Here is a 21,052-nt window from a genome sequence, read left to right as displayed (position 1 = left end):
AAATTTGATTATATCATTAATAGTAAAATTCTCAAAATAATCCGATCTAATGAAAAAAAGTTTTTTTATTTTAACTTGTCTTTGTTTTAGTATCATTTTAGGGGCTTCCCAATGTAGCAATCAAGAGCAAAGCGCTATTTTAAATCCTCAAAATACTAATCAAGAAACAATGAATCAAACTCCACCAAATCCTTCAGAAATTATTAATAAAGAAACTGATTATCAAATTATTAATACCTATCCCCACGATCCTCAAGCTTTTACCCAAGGTTTAATTTATGATAATAATTTTTTATATGAAGGTACGGGTTTAAATGGTCAATCTTCCGTGAGAAAAGTTAACCTAGAAACAGGAGAAATTTTACAAAAATATAGTTTACCTGAAGAATATTTTGGAGAAGGAATTACAATTTTTAATAATAAAATTATTCAACTTACTTGGCGTTCACAAAAAGGATTTATTTATAATTTAGAAACTTTTGAAAAAATAGGTGAATTTTCCTATCCGACTGAGGGCTGGGGTATTACTCATGATAATCAATATTTAATTATGAGTGATGGCAGTGAAAATTTATATTTTCTTGATCCAGAAACTTTTACTGAAGTTAAAACAATTAAAGTTAATTATCAAAATCGTTATATTAGAAGAATCAATGAATTAGAATATATTAATGGCGAAATTTTTGCTAATGTTTGGTTAACAGATAAAATTATTAGAATTAATCCCGAAACTGGAGAAGTAAAAGGATTTTTAGATTTTAAACAATTGGTTGATCGAGAACCCGATTTAAGCGATAATGTATTAAATGGAATTGCCTATAATCCTGAAAATAATCATCTTTATATTACGGGAAAATTATGGTCTAATTTATATGAAATTAAATTAAATAATTAGGGATTATTTTTATGAATTTAAAACCTGCTGTTTATCTAATTGGAGTGGGGCCGGGCGATCCAGATTTATTAACAATAAAAGCCTCTAAAATTATCGCCCAAGCTGATGTTATTTTTTATGCTAATTCTTTAATTCCTGAACAAATTTTACAAGGAATTAAACCCAATGCAAAAATTATTCCAACGGTAGATCAAACCTTAGAAGAAATTATCCCTTTGATGGTTGAATCTGTCAAAAATAATTTAATTGTTGCCCGTTTACATTCGGGAGATTTGAGTTTATATAGTGCTATTAATGAACAAATACAAAAATTAAAACAAGCCTATATTCCCTTTGAATTAATACCCGGAATTAGCGTTTTTCAAGAGGCGGCCGCTAAATTATCTACAGAATTAACCGTTCCAAATTTAGTTCAAACTATCATTTTAACCCGCATTACTGGTAATGCTTCTGCTGTGCCAGAAACTGAAAATTTAGCCAGTTTAGCCGCCCATCAAGCTACTATTTGTTTATATTTATCCGCTCGTCATGTTGACGAAGCACAACAACAATTATTATTACATTATCCCCCTGATACTCCCGTTGCAATTTGTTATCGTTTAGGGTGGAAAGATGAAAAAATTTTACTTGTTTCTTTAACACAAATGGCCAAAATTACCCATGAAAATAATTTATTTCGTACTACTTTATATTTAATTAGTCCCGCTTTAAAATTGATGAATGAAACTGATCAATTCATTAGATCTCAATTATATAATCCCGATTATTCTCATTTATTTCGTTCTTAATCAATTATTAGAAAAAAACTCCCCCCTTAACGGGGAGAGTAGTTAGAGGTGAGTTTAACAAACTTGTGCCAATTGTTGATATTCTCTTTCTAATAAATCAATTAAATCCTCATCACCTTTAGATTTTGCCACTTGTAAACGTCTTTCTAAGTTTTGACGCAAATTTTCTAAATGGATCTGGGCTGTAGTTGTCACTTTTGGCTTTCTTGATGATGCTTGTGCCAACGAACAAACACAGTTTTGTGTTTTTTCGGAGTTTTGTGAGTCTACTTCATTGAGAGGATGGGATTGGGTCTGATAAACCGCTCCACGATATTGTAAAATCTTAGGCTGGAGTTGAACTAAATGACGAGGGTATTGATATGTAATCTTATGACCTCTATATTGTCCGATTTGTTCACCCTCGATTACATCAAAAACTAGAGGAGTTTCATCGTATTTAACCCCACGATAAGATAAATTCATTTTTTTACCTCTGATTGCTATAAATTAAATTTTTATTTTGTTTGTAAAATAGATTTTTTAAAACATCGATCCGCAAATTCGATGCCTATTTTTATTATGACATAAATTCTGTATCAATTGTCACATTATGTAAAAAAAATATATTTTTTCTTAACAATTGGGATTAATCACAAAACAGAATTGATCCATTGTCTCAATTGTCGAGAAGCATAATTAATACCTTTAGTTTCGCAATTTTCTAAAAATTCTTGAACATTTTGAGGCGTTAAAAAGTCAAATAAAGGAGAATTTCCACATTCAACATAAGCTCCATGATTGAGTTGATAAAAACGCAATTTTGACATAGAATAGCGCCAAACTTCAGGTATATCTAAATCCGCATATAAAATCAATTGATTAATATTACTACTATTGCTAAGATCCACATCTAAAACTAAATCTGGAGGGGGATCTTTTGTTAAATCTAAATCATTTTTATCCCGCATTAATTTGACATTTTGAATATAATAAAAAGAGTCTGGTTCTTTTGCCACAGTCATGTGAGAGCGTTGTAACATTGTCGCCCCACCTAGCCATAAATCTAATTCTAATTCTTCAACAATAATTTGAATACAACGATCTAATAAACGATGATAAACTTCATGTTTCCAGCGTGGAGTCATAATTTCCAACTGTCCTTTATAATAGGTGATTCTTGTGGTTCTACTTTCTCCTAATTCTGCCACTAAATTTTCCAATAGTTGCCAACTAACATTTTGTATTAAAATACGTTGTTCAGAAAAAAAAGATAAGGTCATAGTGGCATTAAATCAATAAAAAAGATCACAAGGTTTAACTTTGAATTACATTATATAATAGAGTGAGCCTTTTAATTTTAAAATGCTCTTAATAATTTATTAATGATAAGGGTTAAAGATGTCAGAACAAAATCAAAATTATTCGGCTGATCCGAATTTTCCTTCTCCCCAAGCTGAAGCAATTATCGTCTTAAAAGAAACAATTGTCAAACTTGAAGGTGTGATTAGTCAATTACAGACACAATATTATAACATTAAATTGCCGTTAGAATCCTGTCAAGAATTATTAACTACGGCGCAAAATTTGGCACAGTCTTTAAATGAGATTTCTGAAGCTGAAGTTATAGTGGAAACGCCCTCTTATATAGAGGAAAATTTGCTCAAAGAAGAAAGATTAATTGAGCCTATTTTATTAGTTAATGATCAACAAGATGAGCAAAAACAACTAACAATTGAATTAAAAACAGAAGAAGTAATTAATGGGGAGTTTTCGAGGGAAATTCCCAAAAAAGGATTAGATCAAATTTTACCTAGTTTTAGTAAAGTTTTAAAATGGTGGGATCGATTTTTATTAAAAATTCGGGCTTATTTACCTAGTAAAATTAATGATCAAATTTCTGACTGGGGGTTAACGGGAATTATGAGCGGTTTAATCGTTTTAATTTTGTTAACTTCTGTCTTATTATTACCAGATAATCAGGATAATTCCCCCGTTATCACAGAACTTCCTAACCAAGAAATTCAAGAACCAATCGAAATTTCTCAACCCAATAATGAGCCGATTGAAGTAATTAAAACTCCTTCTGAATTAACCGAGCCAAAAGCACCAATTCCGATTAAAGAAGTTGAACAACCTAAGCCTAAATTAACCCCTGAACAAAAGTTAATTACAGGTATTAAAAATCAAGTGGCAAGTTTAACAAATCAATATGCAGAAGGTTTAATTTTCTCAATTAAAGCTGATTTTACCAAAAGTAGGTTACAAATTATTGTTACAGAAAATTGGCAAGAAATTAATTTTTCTGAACGACAAAAATTAAGTAACAAAATGTTGAATAAGGCCGAGTTTCTTGACTTTAAAAAGTTAGAAATATTAAACAAAAATGGTGATTTATTAGCTCGGAGTCCAGTGGTGGGAAATGAGATGATTCTAATTGCTAATTAATCGTTAATCATTGATAGTTGATAGTTAATACTTTAGACAAAATCAAGATGACCTAATTGTAATTCATCTAATAATTGATTAATATAAAATCTTTCCTTTTCCGTCACAGATAGATCGGATAAAAAAAAGGTGACTAACTCAAAATATTCTCGACGAGTTAAACAACCATCATCCAAAATTCTTTTAACAATTGTTTCGATGGAAAGAATAGAACTTTTTTGTTCATTATTATTCATAATATTTAACCTAAATTAATTAGTTAGTGTTGGCAAATTAAGGTATGATTATTATATAGGGATATGGTATGGCTATCTCAGTAAAATAGTTCTCTTTTTGAAGAAAATTTATTTTCATTTCTCAAGTCAATAACCCTATTTTTTATTCATTATAGCAATAATAATAATTAAATAAAAAGGAGATAAATTACATGGAAATTATTAGAATAAACGCCCTTTCTGACAATTATATCTTTTTACTTTATGATTCACAAAAAAATATTGCGGCCGTGGTGGATCCGGCAGAAGCTCAACCAGTTTTAAACTATTTAAACACCTTAAAAGCTGATTTAATAGCGATTTTTAATACCCATCATCATGGTGATCATGTGGGGGGTAATAATACTTTAATTAAACATTATCCTAATCTTAAAATTTATGCTTCAGAACAGGATCAAGGCAGAATACCAGGACAAACTTACTTTTTAAAAGAAGGTGATATTGTTGAATTTGGTGATTATAAAGCGCAAGTTTATTTTGTTCCCGGACATACAAAAGGACATATAGCCTATTATTTTCCTCCTACAAACTCAGAAAATATGGGTGAATTATTTTGTGGTGATACCCTATTCGCAGGGGGCTGTGGCCGTTTATTTGAGGGAACGCCGGAACAGATGGTTAATTCTTTAAGTAAATTGAGGGCTTTACCTGATCAAACAAGGGTTTGGTGCTCCCATGAATATACTTTAGGAAATTTAAAATTCGCTCTAACGGTAGATCCTCAGAATCAAGATTTACAAAAAAGAGCTAAAGAAATAGAAGAATTAAGAGCTAATAATGAGGCTACTATTCCTTCTATTTTGGGGGTTGAAAAAGAAACTAATCCTTTTTTGAGATGGGATCATCCTGCTTTACAGGAGGCAATGGGGATCAGTGATCCCGTGAGAACTTTTGCTCGTATTCGGGGTAAAAAAGATATTTTTGTATAATACTTTGAGCAATATATCGAAATTATTAATTTACCGATTGATTAATAACTAGACGATGGACAATTAACAATAAAAAAAGTCATTGAAAATGTCCATCGTCAAAATTATTGAATGAAAAAACCTCGTCTGTAACTAAAATAACCAAAAATCATCAATTCTTAACATAATTAATAAAAATTACAATTTTGTAATCATCATTCCTTAAAATGATAGGCAATACTAATGGTATATAATTCAATAGCAACAATAAAGGTTAAATAAATGAGTACAACTATTTCTCCTGATGAGTACATCAAAATTAAAATCGAAAACGATCGCACTGGTACAAGCATCGAAACCTTAAAACGTGCCTTTGCGGATCATCTGTTCTTTTTACAGGGCAAATATGAATCGATCGCAACTTTAGAAGATTATTATATTGCCCTTGCCTATATGATCCGAGATCGGCTGTTATACCGTTGGATCGAAACCCAAAAAACCTACAAGGAAAAGAATGTTAAAAAAGTCTGTTATCTAAGTGCTGAGTTTTTAATGGGACGACATTTAGGTAATAGTTTAATTAACTTAGATCTCTATGAAGAAGTGCGTCAAGCCGTTCAAGAGTCTGGCTTAGACTTAGATGAGTTATTAGAACAAGAACATGATCCGGGCTTAGGAAATGGAGGTTTAGGACGTTTAGCGGCCTGTTTTCTCGACTCTTTGGCCAGTTTAGAAATACCGGCCATCGGTTATGGTATTCGTTACGAGTTCGGTATTTTCCATCAAATTATTCAAGGCGGTTGGCAGGTAGAATTACCTGATAAATGGTTACGTTTGGGTAATGTCTGGGAGATCCCCCGCTATGAAGATACGGTGGAAATTAAACTCGGTGGTCGTACCGAAACTTATCATGATGAAAAAGGACGTTTGCGCACCTCTTGGGTCAGCGATCGCATTGTTAAAGCCGTTCCCTATGATACACCTGTACCCGGTTATCAAACCAATACGGTTAACACCTTAAGACTATGGAAAGCCGAGGCTTCCGATGATTTTAATTTTGAAGCATTTAACGCCGGAAGATATGATCATGCCGTCTCGGAAAAAATGTCCTCTGAGACCATTTCTAAGGTACTTTATCCTAACGATAACACCCCAGAGGGTAAAGAACTACGTTTAGCTCAACAATACTTCTTTGTGGGCGCTTCCCTACAGGATATTATTCGTCAACATCAGCAACATTATGGAACTTTAGATAATCTTCATGAAAAGGTTGCGATCCAGTTAAATGATACCCACCCAGCCATCGCCGTGGCGGAATTAATGCGCCTCTTATTAGATAAAAATGGTTATGAATGGGATCACGCTTGGAATATTACCACTAACACCTTCGCCTATACCAATCATACCCTATTACCGGAAGCCCTAGAGCGTTGGTCAGTAGCCTTATTTGAGTCCTTATTACCACGTCACCTAGAAATTATTTATGAAATTAACTTCCGTTTCTTAGAAGATGTGAAAAGATGGTATCCCCATGATGAGGAAATCGTAGGACGTTTATCAATTATTGAAGAATACCCAGAAAAAGCCATCAGAATGGCCAATTTAGCTTGTGTGGGTAGTCATGCAATTAATGGAGTTGCGGCCTTACATACTCAGTTATTAAAAGAAGAAACTTTAAGAGATTTTGCGATTATTTCTCCTAATAAATTCTTTAATAAAACCAATGGAGTAACTCCGCGCCGTTGGATCTTACTTGCTAACCCCAAATTATCAGAATTAATTACCGAAAAAATCGGAGAAGGTTGGTATAAAGATTTAGATCAACTGCGTCAACTAGAAAAATTCATTGATGACCCTCATTTTCGTCAAAAATGGTGGGACATTAAACTAGCCAATAAACAACAATTAGCTGATATAATTCGCAAACGCCAAGGAATTGAAGTTGATCCCCATTCCCTGTTTGATATTCAAGTGAAACGCCTTCACGAATATAAACGACAATTATTAGCGGTATTGCATATTATTACCCTCTATAACCGCTTAAAACATAATCCTAGCCTTGATATTGTACCCCGTACCTTTATCTTTGGCGGAAAAGCCGCCCCTGGATACTTTATGGCCAAATTAGTCATTAAATTAATTAATGCTGTGGCTGATGTTGTCAATAAAGATCCCAATGTCAGAGGACGCTTAAAAGTGGTCTTTTTAGCTAATTTTAACGTCTCTTTAGGCCAACAAGTTTATCCGGCCGCCGATCTTTCTGAGCAAATATCCACCGCTGGAAAAGAGGCTTCAGGTACAGGAAATATGAAGTTTTCCATGAATGGAGCTTTAACGATCGGTACCTTAGACGGAGCGAATATTGAGATCCGAGAGGAAGCAGGGGCAGAAAACTTCTTCTTATTTGGCTTAACGGCTCAAGAGGTGAAAGCTCTGAAACATAACGGTTATAATCCCTATGATTATTACCTCAGAAATAGCTCATTAAAAGAAGTCATGGATCAAATTGCCAGTGGTTATTTTTCTTATGGAGATACAGAGTTATTCCGACCTTTAGTAGACTCTTTATTATACGATGATCAATATATGCTTTTAGCGGATTATCAGGCTTATATTGACTGTCAAGATCAAGTTTCCCATGTTTTCCAAGATCGGGAAAAATGGATTAAAATGTCAATTCTTAATTCCGCACGGATGGCCAAATTTTCCAGCGATCGTACCATTAAAGAATATTGTGACGAAATTTGGAAAGTCCATCCCGTTAAAATTGACTTAGAAGAATACGATCCCGAAGAAGCAGTAATTAAGGTTAATAAATTACCCTTAAAAGGTTAATTTGTAGGGTGGGCAATGCCCACCTTATTAAATTATTTCTTGTTAATTCTTAAACAAGGTTTTAATTATGATATATTGTTGATATAAAAAATTCATAACTTCTTAATCAATTAATTTATGATCATTAAAATTGAATCTTCTGTATTTATTAATAATATTCCTAGATTAACCAGCACTGAAGCAAAAAGAGTCTGGGAGTCTATTGATTTATTTTATACAAATCGTCATCACAATAGTCTTAATTTAGAAAAATTAGTTAATACTCAAAATTCTAATTTATGGTCAATCAGAGCGTCACAAAAAAGATTACGTTTAATTATTCATGAAAATCAGGACATTTGGACAATCATTTATATTGGTCGTCAGCATGATGATGCTTACGATTTTGCTAATAAGTTAAATTCAGATTTTACACCTAGCGAAAATTGTTTAATTCTAACAACAGAAAATCAAGAACTTGATAATTCATCTCGATCAAAAATTGAAAAAATAGCTTATCCTATCTATGATTATGACTGGTATCAACAAGCTGAAAAACTAGCAATTCTTTTTGATGAAGATAGATATGCAGATGAATATTTACTTAGTCTAGGAATTACTCAAGAATGGCTACCAACTATTAGACAAATAAAATCAGAAGATGATATTTGGAATGCAATTGAAAATGAAAGTTTCTCAGATGATATTGCCGATTTATTATTAAATTTAATAGATGGGAAAATTCCCACACCTTCTTCACCTCCATTAAAAGAATCAACTCATAATAATCAAAAAAATAAAGTACAAGAAAATAATCAACAAAAAGAAGTTGGTTTAGTTTGTATTGATCCAAATATTAATCTACAAAAAATGCTTAATGCACCGTTAGCAACTTGGCTAACTTTTTTACATCCTGATCAATATAAATATGCGACTGGAACATTTAAAAATGCTTTAAAAATTACAGGGTCAGCAGGTACAGGAAAAACAATTCTAGCTTTACATCGTGCTAAATATTTAGCCCAACAAGGAAAAAAAGTTTTACTAACTACTTTTGTTAATACTCTTTGTCTTCAAATTGAGAAAAATCTAAAATATCTTTGTACTTCTCAAGAGTTAGAAAATATTACAGTTTCTACAGTTCATAAACAAGCGAAAAAAATTGTTAGAGAATCTGGAGATAAGATTATTGTTCCTGAAAATATTGATTTCAAAATGAAAACTTTAATTAAAAATTTTTATTTTGATGATTGTCCCCTAGATCAAATAGCTTTATTCTCAGAATGGAGAGATATAATTCAAGCACAAAATATTACCAATTTAGAAGAATATAAAAAAGCTGATCGAAAAGGAACTGGAAAACCTTTAAATGAAAAACAAAGAACATTAGTCTGGCAAGTTTTTAAAAAGATATTTAATGATTTTAATAAACATAATCTTACTGATTGGCAAGGTCTTTGTTGTCGTGCTAGAAAAATGATTGAATCTGCTGAATATCAGAGTCCTTTTAATGCAGTTATTGTTGATGAATTACAAGATTTAAAACCTCAAGAAATCTTGTTATTAAAAGCTTTAGCAGGTGAAGGTGAAAATTCGTTAACATTACTCGGTGACGGTGGACAAAGAATATATGCTGGAAACTTAAATTTATTAAAATTAGGAATTGAAACTAGAGGTTCTTCTCCACCACCATTAAGTATTAATTATCGTAATACGAGAGAAATCATTAATTTTGCAGAATTAATCATTGGTGATCAAAATAATGATCTTGAAGGAGGTATAGAAAAACGTCAAAAAATATTCAATTCATTTAATGGAAAAAAACCTATTATTAAAGGATTTGAAACAGCAGAACAACAATTAGATTTTATCATTGAGCAAATTAATAATATTTTAGATGAAGAATCTATTAATTTAGATGAAATTGCTATTTTTGCAAGGACTAAAGAATTATTACATCAAGTTGAAATTACTCTTAAAAAGGCTGATATTCCTTATTATTATTTAGATGATCCAAATGAAAATGTCAGTTTAGGAATAAATTTAGGCACAATGCACAGAGCAAAAGGATTAGAATTTAAAGCAGTATTTGTAATCAGTGTATCTGATGATTTTATTCCTTTACCTTTTTTAATTGAACAAGCAACAGATGAAAACGAAAAAGAAAATATAATTAATCTTGAAAGACAACTTCTTTATGTTAGTGTAACAAGAGCAAGAGATGAATTATTTGTTTCTTGGGTAGGACAGCCTAGTCTCTTTTTAAAAGACATTATGCTATAACACATAAGTTATATTTATTTTTATTTAATTTATTTATATAAATAAATTATGTTTTTCTGTACTTGGATCAATAAAAATTTTTATGTTACTATTGGTATGGTCTAAACTCTTAATATAAAAGCATTATAGCGTTTTGTTGCTAATTGTTAAGAAAAATAGTTCGTAGGAATAATACTTTAGTTATTTTTAAAGGAGAAATTCCTAAGTACCTATGCAAAATTAATTACATAATGTGGAATGGGCATCCTGCCCGTCACAGGCTAGAAGCCTGTGCCACCATTGAGTAATTAATTACACACATCTACTTATGATCATTAAACCAAAAAATTAATTATTTAAAAAATAATCCCTTGTTCCTTTTGCGTCTAAAGCATCTCCTAAACGGTTTAAACCATGAATATAAGCGGCCGTACGCATAGAAACTTTATTTTCTTGGGCGATCGCCCAAACTTGTTGCGTTTCTTCAATCATTTTTTGTTTTAATTTTTGATTAATTTCTGTTAATTCCCAATATAAACCATTGCGGTTTTGTACCCATTCAAAATAACTTACCGTCACCCCTCCAGCATTAACTAAAATATCAGGAATAACATAAATTTCTTTACTTTCTAAAATTTGATCTGCTTGAGAATTAGTAGGCCCATTTGCCACTTCAAAAATGTATTTTGCTTTAATTTGATCCGCATTCTTTTCCGTAATTTGATTTTCTAAGGCCGCCGGAATTAATACGTCTACATCAAGCTTTAATAATTCTTCATTACTAATTGTTTGATGCTCTACAATATTACATAAACTATTTTCACAATATACTGCTTTAATGCCTCGATATTCTTGTTTATAATGGCGAATACTCGGAATATCTAAACCTTGTTTAGCGTAAATTCCTCCTTTTGAATCACTAACTGCTACCACTTTATAACCATAATTAGCTAATAATTCGGCTAAATATGCCCCCGCATTACCAAAACCTTGAATGGCGATCGTTGTTTTTTCCGGTGTTTGTTCAAATTTTGGTAAAATTGTATTAATCACATAAAAAGCACCCATGGCCGTGGCGGTTTCCCTACCTTGAGAACCCCCCATCGTCAACGGTTTTCCCGTCACAACGGCGGGGCTAATTTTGCGCTCAATAATGCTATATTGATCCATCATCCAACCCATGATCATGGCGTTAGTATAGACATCTGGGGCGAGAATATCCACATCAGGCCCAATAAAATCGGCGATCGCCTCGATATAACCCCGACTGAGACGCTCTAACTCCTGTTTTGATAACTCTTTCGGGTTGACGGTAATACCGCCCTTTGCCCCCCCAAAAGGCAAGTTTAACAAGGCACATTTAAAAGTCATCCAAAAAGCCAAAGATTGAACTTCATCAAGGGTAACATTGGGATGGTATCTAACCCCTCCTTTTCCTGGCCCCCTCGTATCATCATAACGCACTCGATAACCTTGGAAAATTCGCAATGATCCATCATCCATTCGCACGGGAATGGACACTGTTAAACTCGCTTTAGGATATTTTAAACGCTCACTGGCATCTTCAGAAATGGACACATATTGTAGGGCTTTTTCTAACCTTTTACTCGCATCATCAAATAAAGTTTTTGACATAAACAATCACTCCTGAAATGTTTAATTAAACTGTGATTTTTTGTCATTAATCATTGCTCATTAATTATTTTATTTATTAATTATTTTATTATAAAATTAAAAGTAATTTTTGTCAAGATTAAATAATATTTTTCATTTTTAAGAAAGATTTAATCCGTAAAAATTAATTATTAATAAAAAATAATCAAAAAAATTAATCTAGTGAGTGATCTTGATCGTTGCAAATAAATAGAAAAAGTTTTAAAGTTTAAAAATAATGTTAACCTAGTCAAAAATAATCTTTTTAATTGATTGGAGCATTTTATTCATGAAGAAAGTAGTAGTAGGTTTATCGGGAGGCGTTGATAGTTCCGTAACGGCGGCAAGTCTTCATTATCAAGGTTATGAGGTTGTGGGCTTAACCCTGTGGCTAATGAAGGGCAAAGGGCAATGTTGTTCTGAAGGCATGGTAGATGCGGCCTCTTTATGTCAACAGTTGGGTATTCCCCATCATATTGTTGATAGTCGGGATGTTTTTACGGAAAATATTATTGATTATTTAGTAGCAGGGTATCAAGCGGGAGTTACTCCTTTACCTTGTTCCCAATGTAATAGAATGGTCAAGTTTTCTCCTATGTTAAAATATGCTAAAGAAACATTGGGAATTGATTATATTGCTACTGGACATTATGCCAGAATTAAATATGATCAAGAAACTAAAATGTATCATCTTTTAAGAGCGGTTGATCGCCACAAAGATCAATCTTATTTTTTATATGATTTAACCCAAGAAATTTTAGCTGGAACTTTATTTCCTTTAGGGGAACAAACGAAAGAAGAAACTCGTAAAATTGCCGCTCAACTTAACTTAAATACCGCCCATAAACCCGAAAGTCAAGATTTATGTTTAATTGAATCTCATGGTTCAATGAAAGAATTTTTAAATAAATATATTGAAGAAAAAGAGGGAGAAATTATTACTGAAGATGGTAAAGTTTTAGGCACTCATCAAGGCATTCATCATTATACGATTGGGCAAAGAAAGGGCTTAGGAATTGCCTATTCTGAACCCCTTTATGTCACTCGTTTAGATCCTATTAAAAATCAAGTAATTGTTGGTACTCGTGAACAGGGAGGGCGTTTAAATTGTACTTTAGAAAGAATGAATTGGTTATCAATAGTTGAACCCACCACACCAATTAAAGCACAAGTACAAATTCGCTATCGTTCTCAACCTGTTTTAGTAACAGTTATTCCCTTGGAAAATTCAAGGGTAAAATTAACTTTTGATCAGCCACAATTGGGAATTACACCCGGTCAGGCCGGAGTTATTTATAGTGGGGAATTATTATTAGGAGGGGGTATTATTGAAAAGGAATAAGTAATAATTAATAATTAATCACTAACTAATTAATATTTTACCAATGACCATTAGACCTCTTGGGAAAGTTAAATTAATAATTAATTATGATATTATTTTCATCAATTTTGATGGCTATTTCTTCTTAGTTATGACTTAACTTGTGCCGGAAGTCTAATGATCAATGACTAACCATTAAATCTAAATTTATGAAAGAGAAAGAGCTAATTAATCTTTTAGAAAAAATAACAGTAATCTTAAGAAAAGAATCTGATCATGATGACAATTTTAATTTTGTGTTTAGTGAAACTGCTCAGTTATTAAAAGCTGATCGCGCGTTACTTTTCTTATTCAAATATTATCAATCTATTTATCAAAATCAAATTAAAATTAATTATCTTAACGCAACAATTAATCTAGTTAATGAATGGGTTATAGATCAAGGACTTACAAAATCAAGTTTAATTTCTGTGGAGGTTACTGATTGTTTGTTTTGCCAAAAATTCTTCAAAAATCCAACCGATTGTTTAATTATTAACAATCTTGAAGAAGAATTTAATCAAGAAGAAATTAAAAAAATAGAGGTAGTTTTTCAACCAAAAACTTACCCCGGAATGATCATTATTCCTTTAATTCATTATTCTAACAGTCCTGAAAATTCTTTTGTAATTTTAGGAGTTTTAATGTTACAATATCAACAAATTTGTTTTTTAACACCACAAGAAAAGGTAATTGGTAATTGGTTAGGTTTACAAATTAGTAATAAAATAATTCAATCACAAGCATTAAGACAAGTTCAAAATATAGTTGATGAAAGAACATCTCAACTAAAATGGAGTTTAGAAGTACAACATAAACTATCAGAAAAAATGCGTCACCAGATTGAACAATTAAAATATCTTAATCAATTAAAAGATGATTTTATGAGTAGTATGAGCCATGAATTAAATACTCCTTTAACTACCATGAAAATGGCGATTAAAATGTTACGTCAAACTGGAGAACTTTCTGATCGACAAATTCGTTATTTAGATATTTTAGAACAGGAATGGCAAAGAGAATTTAATTTAATTAAAGATTTATTAACTTTACAAAAAATAGAATCTCACGAATTTATTTTTAATTTTAAAGAATTAGAAATTGAACCAATTTTAAAACAAGCTTTTCAAATTTTTCAAGAAAAATGGTTAGCCAAAGGCTTAGAATTAGAATGGAATATTAATGCAATTCGTTCTCCTTTGAAAGTTTATACTGATGAAGAAAGTTTTACTCATATTCTCAATGAATTATTATTAAATGCGGGTAAATATTCCGATCCAGAAACTTTAGTTATTTTTAATATTGATCAGGAAATTAAATCAGGGAAAGAAAATATTATTTTAGAAATTAGTAATTGTGGTGTGGAAATTTCCCCTGAAGAAATGCCTCATATTTTTGATAAATTTAGACGTGGCCAAGGCTTAACGGATCAGGCTGTCCCCGGCACTGGCCTAGGTTTAACTTTAGTAAAAATGTTAGTTGAACAATTAAATGGAAAAATAGAAGTTAATAGTGAAAAAGACGAAAATTTCAACTATTTTATCAATACTTTCACCGTAATTTTACCGCATTTTAAAGTATAAAAGATGGGGGTGTTTACATTAGGAATAATAATAAATTGATAACTAATAACTGATAACTAATAATTCTAATCTAAAGGAATAATTGTCACCCAATCTTGATATTCAGGGTCACGATTTTCCGTAATTGCGGTTAATTTTTCTTTGATTTTTTCCGTAATTGGTCGGGCTTCAGGTAAATCATAACATTCAATTCTTTTAACTGGAGTAATTTTGGCGGCCGTACCGCTTAAAAATACTTCATCAGCTATTAATAATTCGCTCTTATCTATGGGTCTTTCAATAACATCAAATCCCAAGTTTTTAGCAACAGTAATTATGCTATCTCTAGTAATACCTTCTAACACATCTTGATCAAAGCCCGGAGTAAAAAGTTTACCGTTACGAATGACAAATATATTCATACCTGAAGCTTCGGAAACTTTACCTTGAGAATTCATCAAAATTGCTTCATCAAAGCCCGATTCTACCGCCTCCGTTTTAGCTAATGAAGATGTAATATAAGCGCCACTAATTTTACCTCTTAAGGGGAAACTGCGGTCTTCTTGACGAGACCATGAACTGATGCGACAACTAATACCATCGGCGGCTAAATAATCACCTAAATTTAAACCATAAACAAAGAAATCTTTTTCAATTTTGTGTAATCTTGGGGCAATTCCTAAATCAGAAGTATACACAAAAGGACGGATATAAAATGATTCAGAAGGTTGATTTTTTTTGACAAAATCTATAATAGTTTCTTTAATTTTTTCGGCTGATAATTCATAGCGTAAAAATTTTGCACTATTACTTAATCTTTGACAATGACGATCTAAACGAAATAATAATATTTGTTTAGAATTTTGAGGATCAGGAATACCTCTTAAACCGCCAAAAGCCCCTGTACCATAGTGTAAGGCATGGGTAGCAATGGAAATTGTTGCTTGTTCAAAGGGAACAAATTGATTTCTAAAATAGGCGATCGGTAGAAAATTATCCATAATTAATTTGGTTTATTTTTTATTAGTTATTGTTTATTTTTTAGCTGTTAGCTGTCAGTTAATTATCAATTATCAATTATTGATTGATCCAGCCAGAAAGTAATTTTTTCTGAGCGAGGGAACGATTTTTCATTACTACAACTTGATAGCGATTAGGCTGAGGATCAGCTAATGTTACCGAGTAGGTTTTTAATTGATCTTGATTGAATAATGTAATGGTAATTGTATCACCTGATTGGTAATTTTTAAGCCGATCATTTAATTGATCTGCTGTTACTTTAATGTTATCTATTGCTAATAATTCACATTCAGGATCAATTCCTACTTTTCCGGCGGGGGAATTATGCGCGACAAATTTAATTATTTCCTTGCCATTTTCTGAATTTACCTTAATACCTAAATAGGGTAAATTTTTCTCATCAAAAATTGGTTTTAATTCTAAACCAAAGGGTTCAAAATAATAATTAAAGGGTAATTCTTCCGTGCCATTAATATATAAATAGAAAAATTCGGTTAAGTCTTGATCAGCTACTTTTTCAATGGTTTCTTTTAATTCTTCAGGAGTAAAACCGATCTCATTTTTACCAAAATTTAACCATAATTCCTGAAAAACTTGATCTAAACAACGCTTATTATGATGTTTTTTCCTAATAATTAAATCTAATAACAAAGAGACTAATTCCCCTTTTAAATAATAGGAAATTTGACAATTATCACTATTACTATCACGGCGATAAAGTTTGATCCAAGTATCAAAACTTGCCTCACTTAGAGGCTGAACTTTACGCCCTGGGGTATTTAAAAATCTGGTTATTTCCTGACTTAAATTATTAAGAAAAACATTACCATCATAAATGCCCGATCGCAGGGGAATTAAATTATCATAATAGCTAGTTGTACCTTCCGAAAACCATAAAGAAGTAGTATAATTTTCCTGATCATAATCAAAAGTTTCTAGGGCTTTTGGCCTAATTCTTTTCACATTCCAAAGATGGAAAAATTCATGCGCCACTAACTGCATAAAACGATTATATTTTTCTGGCTCTTTAAAATGAAAACGAGGGTAAATTAAAGAACAACTATTTTTATGTTCTAAGCCTCCATAACTATTAGCACAATGTAAGAAAAAAGTATAATTTTCATAGGGTAAACCATCAAAAATTTGAGCTTGAGTTTCAATAATTTTTTTTGTATCTTCAATCATTTTTTCTGCTGGAAAATTACCTTGCCCCCAGATCGCCCATTGATGATCTTTTCCTAATACTTCAAAATCAAAAATTTGATGAGTTCCTATTTCAAAAGGACTATCTACTAAAGTATCAAAATCTTGAGCTAAAAACATATTTTTCCCCGTTAAAATTGGGGTCAAACTGGTGCTAACTTGCCAATTTTCAGGGGCTTTTATTGTTACTTGAATCGGCAATTTTTCCCAATCAGGAATATAGAAAAACATCGCCGCCCCATTAAAATAACCGTGAGTGCTATCTAAATGATTAGTTCTAACGGTTAATTCATTCGCAAAAATGCGATATTTAATATATAAAATTTCACTATTTAGGGTTTTAATTTGCCAGTGATTTTTACTAATTTTCTGGTAATTTAAGAAAACATTAGCTTCATTTTGTACCCGAAAATCCTGTAAATTTTTCCCATATTCCCTGACTAAATATGATCCGGGAGTCCACACCGGAAATTTTAAATCAAGGATAGATTCTTGCCAATTTTTAACTTCTAAAGTTACTTCAAAAAGATGTGTTTGAGGTTTGGTTAAGTTAACGGTATAGTGAATAATAGGTTGATTTTTAGTCATTAATAAATTAAAATAAATATGCTAATTATTACCTGATTAATTGATAAATTAAATTATTATTAATTTTAGATACTCATAACAAATACCAAAATTAATGTTTCTCTGCTAAATAGGCTAATTGTTTAATATTAATTAATAATAAACTTTGATGATCGTCATGGGTTTCTAACCATCTTTTACTCTCCAATTTTTCGAGAATTTTTTGACTTTCTTCCGTTTTAATATCAGAAATATAAGCCAGATCTTCATCAGGTATTCTCAAGATTTCAATGCCCTGTCCCGTGCGTTTACCATAGTTTTCAGCCAATGTTACTAAAGTTCTAACTAACTTAATGGCCGGAGGTTGATTGCGCAATTGAAAACGAACATTTGTTAATCTTACTCTTTTCACCATTAACTGTAACATTCGATGGTGAAGTTGGGGATCTTTAAATAAAGTTTGAATGAATCTTTGGGCGGAAACACTTAATAATTTAACTGGAGAAAGTGCTACCACATCGGTGGAACGGGGCGACTCGTCTAAAATAGCCATTTCGCCAAAAAAATCACCACGCCCTAAGACGGCTAGAGTCATGGCACTATCACCACTTAAACGGCGCACTTTTACCCAGCCTGAGACAATGAAATAAACGGCATTTCCCCAAGAGTCTTCCATTAAAACCGCCCGATCTTTTGGATATTCGTGTTCAACGGCAATAGATAACAGCCAGTCTATAGTTTCAGGGCTGGAGGTGCTAAAGAGGGGAAAAAGGTCACTAAAAGCCTTGGTATCCATGAAATCTCTTAAACTTAAGGAATTAATTAATTATAGCAATTAGCTATTAGCTATCAGCTATCAAATTTATCTTAACATATTAACTTTAATTTATTTGATCAATTATTTTTGATAATAGCGTAAATTATTATTACTAATAAAGACTAATAAATAATAAAACCTTTAAGAATTAAAAATATCTTTGCCCTGTTGTAAAAATTTTAAATCTTTAATTTGCCATTGGGGATTATTAAGTAAGGTTTGTTTTAAACTACCAAGTAAAATAAATTGTTCACAGGATGAAAGGGAAATTAATTGCCGTTTTGAGTTAGGATCAATTCTAAAATCAATGGTAGCAATTCTAGTTTTTTCATCTACTTGAAAACGATAACCCACAATATTAAAATCACTACTATTATTTTGATCTAAAATTAAAGTGATCGTTTTTTCCAAACTTTCTTTTTCAGGAAATTCTACGATTTTTGTGATATATTTTTCGCATAAGTTATCAGATTGATAAAGAGTAATCTTAATCTTTTTTTCAGATTCTGGAGTTTGATTATTGCTAGAATTAGACTGATTAGTATTATTTGTCGGTGAAGAATTTGGCTGACAACTATTAAGATAAATCGTAGATAAAATTAAAATAGATAAAATTAACTTAGGAAAATTAAGGAGCATCTTTAATATAAAAATTTTCTAATTAATTAATGTTACAAATAACCAATAACCAATAACAATTTTATGTTAAAATTAGATTAAGTTTTACAAAGTTTTTTTACAAAGTTTATAGATAACTGAAAATGACAGCCACTTGGACTCATCGCCATATTTTATCTTTAGATCAGTTCACCCCTGAAGATTATAATACCGTATTACAGACCGCCTCTAGTTTTCGGGAAGTTCTCTCCCGCCGGATGAAAAAAGTACCCGCTTTACAGGCTCAAGTGGTAGCTAATCTCTTTTTTGAGCCTTCTACGCGCACCCGTAGCAGTTTTGAGTTGGCCGCCAAAAGATTATCCGCCGATACCCTCAATTTTTCCCCCAGTACATCATCCCTCACCAAAGGCGAAACCATTTTAGATACTGCTAAAACCTATTTGGCCATGGGGGCTGATCTGATGGTGATCCGTCATAAACAGGCGGGAGTTCCCCATGCGATCGCCGCCGAAATGGATCGCTTAAACTCAGGAGTGAAAATCTTAAACGCCGGAGATGGTCAACACGCCCACCCCTCACAAGCCCTTTTAGACCTGTTTACCATTACGAGCCTACTCCAACCCGAAAATCCCTCGATCGAGGCGTTAAAGGGCAAAAAAGTCGCCATTGTAGGGGATATTTTACACTCAAGGGTAGCCCGTTCTAATATTTGGAGTTTAACTACGGCCGGTGCTAATGTCTATTTATGTAGTACACCCACCCTTGTACCGAGACTATTTGAGAATTTTTTACCGAGCTACCCCTACGGCCAATTATTTGTAACATGGAAATTAGAGGAAGCCTTACAGGATGCTGATTTTGTCATGACCTTAAGATTACAACATGAAAGGATGAGCGATCATCTTTTACCCAGTTTACGAGAATATCATCAAAAATACGGTATTACAAGGGAAAAAATCAAAATTTGTCAAGATCAGGTCAAAATATTACATCCTGGCCCTGTCAATAGGGGAGTAGAAATCAGTTCCGAGTTGATGGACGATCCCCACTTCAGTTTAATACCCGATCAAGTTACCAGTGGCGTAGCCGTGCGCATGGCCTTACTTTATCTTTGTGGTTTATCATCTTAAGTTATGGGTTATTAGTTATTAATTATTATTAATTATTATTAATTATTACTAGGAATAGAAGGAATAGAAGGGGTAGGATTTAATAAGGGACGCATGACCACAAATCCCGCCCCAAAAGCCGTAATCACAATTAACAAAATCGCTAAAAATAATAACCAACCATTTAAAGTATTAGCATTTTCGTCTAAATCTAAGCCATTTTGATATTCTTTAATTGGCAATTTTTCCTTTTTAACAGGGGGCTTAGGGCGTTTTTTCTTAACTTTTCCCATGGTAGAATTGACAGGTTTAACTTTAGAATCAGATGGCACTACTACTGGTAAATTGATTGATTCTTGAATCGGCTGATCCATCATTTCCATTTCTTCCTCATTAATCAATTCTTGTAAACCCTGTAAAACGATTTCATTCTGAGGTAATTGATTAGAAACAAAATTATTTTGAACCTTAGAAAATTGAGGAATATTTAAAGATTGAATATTATGTTGAACCTGCTCAACCGTTTGTAAAATGGTGATAATCTCTTGACGTAATTGTTGATTTTGGCTGACTAATTCTTGATTAATTTGTTTAGTTGTAGTTAATTCTGCTTGAGTGCGATGGAAATTTTCTACTAATTGTTGATAAACAAAAATTGGCACAGCTGAACGAGAATTTGGGTTAATCGTATTACTTGAAATTGATTCTCCTTTGGCAAATGGTTGATTTTGAGGATTAGTCTGGAAATTAGTAGTCATCGTTGAATAATGAATA

Annotated in this window: 18 protein-coding genes; 9 read left to right on the top strand and 9 right to left on the bottom strand. The window is 32.0% G+C overall.

Translation table 11 applies throughout. From position 1 onward, the window contains the following. Window positions 1-49 precede the first annotated feature (49 nt). Together Anndu_RS08300 and cobM are read left to right on the top strand one after the other, a co-directional pair. Window positions 50-895: a glutaminyl-peptide cyclotransferase gene (locus Anndu_RS08300; RefSeq protein WP_464103914.1), complete on the top strand. Its 846-nt coding sequence runs from the start codon at window positions 50-52 to the stop codon at window positions 893-895. 11 nt (window positions 896-906) lie between these two features. Beyond that, window positions 907-1,683 (top strand): precorrin-4 C(11)-methyltransferase, encoded by a 777-nt coding sequence (gene cobM, locus Anndu_RS08295; protein ID WP_464103913.1) that lies wholly within the window; start codon window positions 907-909, stop codon window positions 1,681-1,683. A gap of 54 nt (window positions 1,684-1,737) precedes the next feature. Here the strand turns inward: cobM and pirA are convergent, their stop codons facing one another. Continuing rightward, window positions 1,738-2,148, bottom strand: a complete 411-nt coding sequence (pirA, locus tag Anndu_RS08290; RefSeq protein WP_464103912.1) for an arginine synthesis PII-interacting regulator PirA — start codon at window positions 2,146-2,148, stop codon at window positions 1,738-1,740. Between the two features lie 167 nt (window positions 2,149-2,315). Next, entirely contained in the window at window positions 2,316-2,945 is a 630-nt protein-coding gene (locus tag Anndu_RS08285; RefSeq protein WP_464103911.1) for a Uma2 family endonuclease, read from the bottom strand. Window positions 2,946-3,063: 118 nt separating this feature from the next. Here Anndu_RS08285 and Anndu_RS08280 point away from each other — a divergent pair, with 118 nt between their 5' ends. Next, a complete protein-coding gene (locus tag Anndu_RS08280; protein ID WP_464103910.1) occupies window positions 3,064-4,110 on the top strand; it encodes a hypothetical protein in 1,047 nt (348 codons plus the stop codon). 32 nt (window positions 4,111-4,142) lie between these two features. Here Anndu_RS08280 and Anndu_RS08275 read toward each other — a convergent pair whose 3' ends face one another. Then, window positions 4,143-4,346 (bottom strand): hypothetical protein, encoded by a 204-nt coding sequence (locus Anndu_RS08275; protein ID WP_464103909.1) that lies wholly within the window; start codon window positions 4,344-4,346, stop codon window positions 4,143-4,145. 191 nt (window positions 4,347-4,537) lie between these two features. On the opposite strand from Anndu_RS08275, the gene gloB reads away from it, so the two are divergent. From gloB to Anndu_RS08260, 3 genes are all read left to right on the top strand, one after another. Continuing rightward, window positions 4,538-5,314, top strand: a complete 777-nt coding sequence (gene gloB, locus Anndu_RS08270) for a hydroxyacylglutathione hydrolase (RefSeq protein WP_464103908.1) — start codon at window positions 4,538-4,540, stop codon at window positions 5,312-5,314. Between the two features lie 261 nt (window positions 5,315-5,575). Continuing rightward, window positions 5,576-8,128, top strand: coding sequence for a glycogen/starch/alpha-glucan phosphorylase (locus tag Anndu_RS08265; protein WP_464103907.1), 2,553 nt, complete (start codon window positions 5,576-5,578; stop codon window positions 8,126-8,128). Between the two features lie 117 nt (window positions 8,129-8,245). Beyond that, complete coding sequence (locus Anndu_RS08260) at window positions 8,246-10,390, top strand: 3'-5' exonuclease (protein WP_464103906.1); 2,145 nt, start codon at window positions 8,246-8,248, stop codon at window positions 10,388-10,390. A 327-nt stretch (window positions 10,391-10,717) separates the two neighbouring features. On the opposite strand, the gene Anndu_RS08255 is transcribed toward Anndu_RS08260, so the two are convergent. Further along, a complete protein-coding gene (locus Anndu_RS08255) occupies window positions 10,718-12,004 on the bottom strand; it encodes a Glu/Leu/Phe/Val family dehydrogenase (protein WP_464103905.1) in 1,287 nt (428 codons plus the stop codon). Window positions 12,005-12,311: 307 nt separating this feature from the next. Between Anndu_RS08255 and mnmA the strand changes: the two genes are divergently transcribed. Then, entirely contained in the window at window positions 12,312-13,364 is a 1,053-nt protein-coding gene (gene mnmA / locus Anndu_RS08250) for a tRNA 2-thiouridine(34) synthase MnmA (protein ID WP_464103904.1), read from the top strand. 188 nt (window positions 13,365-13,552) lie between these two features. Next, on the top strand, window positions 13,553-14,965 hold the full coding sequence (locus Anndu_RS08245) for a sensor histidine kinase (RefSeq protein WP_464103903.1): 1,413 nt from the start codon (window positions 13,553-13,555) through the stop codon (window positions 14,963-14,965). A 65-nt stretch (window positions 14,966-15,030) separates the two neighbouring features. Here the strand turns inward: Anndu_RS08245 and Anndu_RS08240 are convergent, their stop codons facing one another. The 4 genes from Anndu_RS08240 to Anndu_RS08225 all read right to left on the bottom strand — a co-directional run bounded on the left by Anndu_RS08240 (window position 15,031) and on the right by Anndu_RS08225 (window position 19,190). Beyond that, a complete protein-coding gene (locus Anndu_RS08240; RefSeq protein ID WP_464103902.1) occupies window positions 15,031-15,945 on the bottom strand; it encodes a branched-chain amino acid transaminase in 915 nt (304 codons plus the stop codon). A gap of 76 nt (window positions 15,946-16,021) precedes the next feature. Continuing rightward, on the bottom strand, window positions 16,022-17,755 hold the full coding sequence (locus tag Anndu_RS08235) for a M61 family metallopeptidase (RefSeq protein WP_464103901.1): 1,734 nt from the start codon (window positions 17,753-17,755) through the stop codon (window positions 16,022-16,024). Window positions 17,756-17,846: 91 nt separating this feature from the next. Then, window positions 17,847-18,530 (bottom strand): Crp/Fnr family transcriptional regulator, encoded by a 684-nt coding sequence (locus Anndu_RS08230; protein WP_464103900.1) that lies wholly within the window; start codon window positions 18,528-18,530, stop codon window positions 17,847-17,849. A 162-nt stretch (window positions 18,531-18,692) separates the two neighbouring features. Continuing rightward, window positions 18,693-19,190, bottom strand: coding sequence for a hypothetical protein (locus Anndu_RS08225; RefSeq protein WP_464103899.1), 498 nt, complete (start codon window positions 19,188-19,190; stop codon window positions 18,693-18,695). Window positions 19,191-19,312: 122 nt separating this feature from the next. On the opposite strand from Anndu_RS08225, the gene Anndu_RS08220 reads away from it, so the two are divergent. Then, window positions 19,313-20,299 (top strand): aspartate carbamoyltransferase catalytic subunit, encoded by a 987-nt coding sequence (locus Anndu_RS08220; RefSeq protein ID WP_464103898.1) that lies wholly within the window; start codon window positions 19,313-19,315, stop codon window positions 20,297-20,299. 38 nt (window positions 20,300-20,337) lie between these two features. Here the strand turns inward: Anndu_RS08220 and Anndu_RS08215 are convergent, their stop codons facing one another. Further along, window positions 20,338-21,036 carry a hypothetical protein gene (locus Anndu_RS08215; RefSeq protein WP_464103897.1) on the bottom strand — a complete coding sequence of 233 codons (699 nt, stop codon included), beginning with the start codon at window positions 21,034-21,036 and terminating at the stop codon, window positions 20,338-20,340. Window positions 21,037-21,052: the final 16 nt, after the last annotated feature.

It is taken from the genome of Annamia dubia NIES-4383, from assembly GCF_055394725.1.
The sequence above is the reverse complement of the archived record's forward strand: the minus strand, read 5'-3'. Positions and strand labels throughout refer to the sequence as shown.